This window comes from Candidatus Marithrix sp. Canyon 246 (genome assembly GCF_001723685.1).
In the GTDB taxonomy this organism is placed as follows: domain Bacteria; phylum Pseudomonadota; class Gammaproteobacteria; order Beggiatoales; family Beggiatoaceae; genus Marithrix.
Genome location: NZ_MCBX01000031.1, coordinates 1 through 3,966 on the forward strand (window position 1 = coordinate 1; position 3,966 = coordinate 3,966).

Annotated in this window: 7 protein-coding genes; 3 read left to right on the forward strand and 4 right to left on the reverse strand. The window is 30.4% G+C overall.

Going from position 1 to position 3,966, the window contains the following annotated elements:
* The first annotated feature begins 14 nt into the window (after positions 1-14).
* Positions 15-155, forward strand: a complete 141-nt coding sequence (locus BHU68_RS18420; protein ID WP_445082184.1) for an alpha amylase C-terminal domain-containing protein — start codon at positions 15-17, stop codon at positions 153-155.
* 43 nt (positions 156-198) lie between these two features.
* Here the strand turns inward: BHU68_RS18420 and BHU68_RS12120 are convergent, their stop codons facing one another.
* The gene (locus BHU68_RS12120; protein WP_069471889.1) at positions 199-1,296 is read right to left on the reverse strand and encodes a hypothetical protein; all 1,098 of its coding nucleotides are present in this window, start codon (positions 1,294-1,296) and stop codon (positions 199-201) included.
* A 318-nt stretch (positions 1,297-1,614) separates the two neighbouring features.
* On the opposite strand from BHU68_RS12120, the gene BHU68_RS12125 reads away from it, so the two are divergent.
* Together BHU68_RS12125 and BHU68_RS12130 are read left to right on the forward strand one after the other, a co-directional pair.
* On the forward strand, positions 1,615-2,010 hold the full coding sequence (locus tag BHU68_RS12125) for an AAA family ATPase (protein WP_069471888.1): 396 nt from the start codon (positions 1,615-1,617) through the stop codon (positions 2,008-2,010).
* Between the two features lie 12 nt (positions 2,011-2,022).
* Positions 2,023-2,478 (forward strand): IS607 family transposase, encoded by a 456-nt coding sequence (locus tag BHU68_RS12130; RefSeq protein WP_069471887.1) that lies wholly within the window; start codon positions 2,023-2,025, stop codon positions 2,476-2,478.
* A gap of 181 nt (positions 2,479-2,659) precedes the next feature.
* Here BHU68_RS12130 and BHU68_RS12135 read toward each other — a convergent pair whose 3' ends face one another.
* The 3 genes from BHU68_RS12135 to BHU68_RS12145 are packed head-to-tail and all read right to left on the reverse strand — an operon-like array spanning position 2,660 to position 3,681.
* Positions 2,660-3,013 (reverse strand): leucine-rich repeat domain-containing protein, encoded by a 354-nt coding sequence (locus BHU68_RS12135; protein WP_069471886.1) that lies wholly within the window; start codon positions 3,011-3,013, stop codon positions 2,660-2,662.
* A 16-nt stretch (positions 3,014-3,029) separates the two neighbouring features.
* Positions 3,030-3,368, reverse strand: coding sequence for a leucine-rich repeat domain-containing protein (locus BHU68_RS12140; protein ID WP_141699521.1), 339 nt, complete (start codon positions 3,366-3,368; stop codon positions 3,030-3,032).
* Positions 3,364-3,681 carry a hypothetical protein gene (locus tag BHU68_RS12145; protein WP_069471884.1) on the reverse strand — a complete coding sequence of 106 codons (318 nt, stop codon included), beginning with the start codon at positions 3,679-3,681 and terminating at the stop codon, positions 3,364-3,366. Before BHU68_RS12145 ends, BHU68_RS12140 begins: the two co-directional genes overlap by 5 nt.
* Positions 3,682-3,966 lie beyond the last annotated feature (285 nt).

Consider the following 3,966-nt stretch of genomic DNA (forward strand, 5'->3'; position numbering starts at 1 on the left):
CGACTTATAAAGAAGTGTTGAATTCAGATGCAGCAATTTATGGTGGCAGTAATGTTCATAACAATGATTTAAAGGCAGAAAAAATAGCCTGCATGAATCAACAATATTCTATTTCAGTTACTTTGCCGCCTTTGGGGGCTTTGATATTAGGGTAGAGCAGACAGGCAGCTCTATCCCTCTTTTATAGATTAAATTGATCTATGGTTTAAATCGTCGGATTTTTTTGAAATCATCTTGCAATAAATTATTTAGCCATAAAGCCACTTTTTTAAAAGTGGCATTTTGATTACCATCTTCGTTGAGAAGGCGATTATTTAGATTTGTTGGAAATCCTAAATGATAAATTGCATCAGCCACGCGATTGAGCGCATTTTTGCCAAAAAGCTTAGTTTTGGCACCATCGCTTTGCACTAGGTGAAATCCGGTTTCTTCACCAGTTGCTTCATCGTCTCCGTGAAGTTCAGCCCATATTTCGCTGTGATTGGCAACAATATATTTGTTCAATAGACGCGCATCATTAGCATTGATGTTTCCATCGTTTGCAACACCAGTGACTATAATGGCTTCAAGTATGATGTGATTCAGCCCATCTGTGGCTGCTGAGCCTTTACGGATATCGCCAGTGGAAATACGCTTTTGAAGCCCTACATCGGTATAAATTATATCAATAATTTGATCCAAACCGGTGCGAGTAGTGCCAATGACTTCTTTAATCTTGCGATTTTTGAGAGAATTGCGTTTTAAGTCTTGAGCAAGCAAGTCGTTAAGCCATAAACCCACTTTTTTGAAAGTGACATTATTGTTGCCATCTTCGTTGAGAAGGCGATTTTTTCGGTGTGTTTCAAATCCCAAATGATAAATACCATCAGCCACGCGATTTATAGCATTTTTGCCAAAAAGCTTAGTTTTGGCACCATCGTTTTGCACTAGGTGAAATCCAGTTTCTTCACCATCTTCATCATCTCCGTGAAATTCAACCCAATCATCGCGATAATTGTGGAAAATGTAATCATTCAACTCTCGGGTATCAGCTGTTGAAATATTTTTATCGTTGGCTAAACCGTTATCGATAATTGCTTTGATTATGATTTTGTTCATCATATCCGCTGCAACGGCACCTTCATAAATATCTTGCTTTGAAATTTTTTTTTGAAGCCTAGCATCAGTTAGAATAATCTCTACAATTTGATCCAAGCCAGTTGATGTGGTAGCAATGTCAGCGTTTGAGTTTGAAGTACTCAAAAAAGTAACGACAAACAGAACAACTGTCAGTTTTGTTTTACTTATTTTTTTCATAAAAATAACCTCTTATAAGAATTCCCCAAAAAAAATTTTTTGAGGCGCATTTATTATCAAGTGCAATGCTATCTCGTGCCGCTGAAAATTTTTGATCAAACATGTTTTTGTTTACCTATTTAAGGGTAACCACAGCGGATGGCATTTACTTAATAGCATTGATACTTATCAAGTATATTGTAAACTATAGAATATAAATTATCAACATATATTATGTAAATTATCATTTATTTTTGATCATGCTATAAACAAAAAATTCATTCAGTTAAGTTTTTGGGATTTTTTACTATTATAATAGTAAAATTTTACAATCTAAATATGTTAAAAAGAAGCATAGAATATATTCTAAAAACCGCACTAAAAATATCTCCTATTGTACTTTTAAAAGGCGCAAGGCAAGTTGGAAAATCAACTCTTGCTATGAGTTTAAGTAAAAATTATATTGTACTTGATGATGTCTCAACAAGAATCAGTGCTAAAGATGATCCAAATAGATTTATACAGAATTTAGAAAAACCTATCTGTATTGATGAAATACAAAAAGCACCAGAATTGTTAGAATCTTTGAAACTATATATTGATAAACATAGAAAAAATGGTGATTTTTTAATCACTGGAAGTGCAAATATTTTAGATATGAAAGCGGCTAAAGATACATTAGCTGGTAGAATTATAGAGTTAATTATTAGTAGTAAATTATGTAAGCTAATGTGATATAATGTAGGAATTAAACCTACATATCGGTTAAATGAATTTGCTAAACTGATTAATAGATCAATAAAAACACTCCAAAAATTGGATAGGATGGGCAAGTTTAAAGCACATCGTACTGCCACAAATCGTCGATATTATACGCATGATCAGTATTTAGAATATATGGGTATTGAGAAAAATGATACCCAAAAAAAGATCATTGTATATTATAGGGTATCAAGTGCAAGTCAAAAAAATGATATGCAATCTCAAAGACAAGCTATTGAAACATTTTGTACTGCTTGTGGTTTAGCTATAGATGAATGGCTTTATGATATTGGAAGTGGTTTAAATTATAAACGTAAAAAATTTCTGAAGTTAATGGATTTAGTGGAAGCAGGTGAGGTTTCTATATTAATTATAGCTCATAAAGATCGTCTCGTTAGATTTGGTTTTGAATGGTTTCAGTACTTTAAAACATATAATTGACTTTCAAAAATACTCGAAAAAAGATATATTTGGAATAGTTTTTTATATGGGTGAAAACTTATTATATTTTGAAAAAAACTGTATAGCTTTGCCTATATTGTATTTTTTTAAAAAAAACAACAGAAAAGTCGGATATATATCTAACTTTTCTCTCTGCTTATATGCAATCTCTGTAGAAGATTTACGCAAACCATTGATCCCAAATACTTGGTATTGGTTTAGCATAGATATGACATTGAGGTACTGCTTTTTGAAATCTTTTTAGTTCTTGTTTTTTTACTTTAGTTTCTTCGCAATCTAATACTTGCAAATAATGTAATTGGCGCAGTGGTTTTAGAGTTTTTATTTTGGTTTTTTTACAATATAGTTGTTGTAAGTTATATAGATTTTTTAACGGTTCTAAATTATAAATCAAAGTGTTATTGCAATTTAAATAATGTAATTTGCTTAAATTTTGCAATGGTTCTAAGCTTACATTTTTTGTATTAACGCAGTTTAAACGTTGTAAATTCTTTAAATTTTTTAATTCTACCAAATTACTTATATTAGTATCATAACAGTCTAATCTTTGTAAATTTAATAAATTTGTAATTGGTAGTAATATTATTTTTCCAACAACTTAAATATTGTAATTTTTTTAATTGTTTTAGAGGTGCTAAACTAACTATTTTATTATTACCGCAAAATAATTTTCGTAAATGTGTTAATGACACTAAAGGATCTAAGCGGCGAATTTGATTGTTTTGTAAAGCTAATTGTTGTAAATTCTTTAAACTACTTAGCGGCTCCAAAGAACTAATATTATTAGCATGACAATTTAATGCACGTAAATTTATTATTTTTAATAATTCATTATCTTTTGGTTCACGCTTAATACCAATTGCTTTAATAAAGTTTTAATTCAATTACAGCGATAGCATTTTTATCTTTAAGAATCGCAGCATCAGCCTTCTTGCCATCAGTTTTATTCTTAAATTCTCTAACCAGATTAAAATTCTGATCAGGCTTCAAAATATAGCCAAACACACCCACAAAAATATCCCGCAAAAAACCGTCTTGATATTCCTCTTCTTTAAGAATTTTTATCTGTTGAATTTTATCAATGCTGTAATTGTCTTTAAATCTTTTGAAGGCATCATCAAGCTGACTTTGTTCAAGATTTGTTAAATGTTTTTGAATTACAGATTTTTGAAAAATTGGCATTTCGTTTCTCTATTTAAAATAATATCATCTATTATTAAATAGTATTGATATAATTTATATCGATATAAAAAAGGAACTTAATAATAATATTACCACAAAACTATCCAATTTTGATAAACATTTATTTAGTCAAGGCAAACATTGGCACGCTTATCGTGAATTACGTCCAAATACCGCTTCTATTGTTACCGCTAATAGTGATTATAAATGGAATGATAAACTTTGGCTAGACAAGCGTCAACAACTAGATTGGCAACATATTCCAATGTCGATTTATGAAGTACA

Bases quoted from the DNA above. Each gene is read 5' to 3' on its own strand.
- BHU68_RS12120 (WP_069471889.1), bottom strand. From the start codon at position 1,296: ATGAAAAAAATAAGTAAAACAAAACTGACAGTTGTTCTGTTTGTCGTT.
- BHU68_RS12125 (WP_069471888.1), top strand. From the start codon at position 1,615: ATGTTAAAAAGAAGCATAGAATATATTCTAAAAACCGCACTAAAAATA.
- BHU68_RS12145 (WP_069471884.1), bottom strand. From the start codon at position 3,681: ATGCCAATTTTTCAAAAATCTGTAATTCAAAAACATTTAACAAATCTT.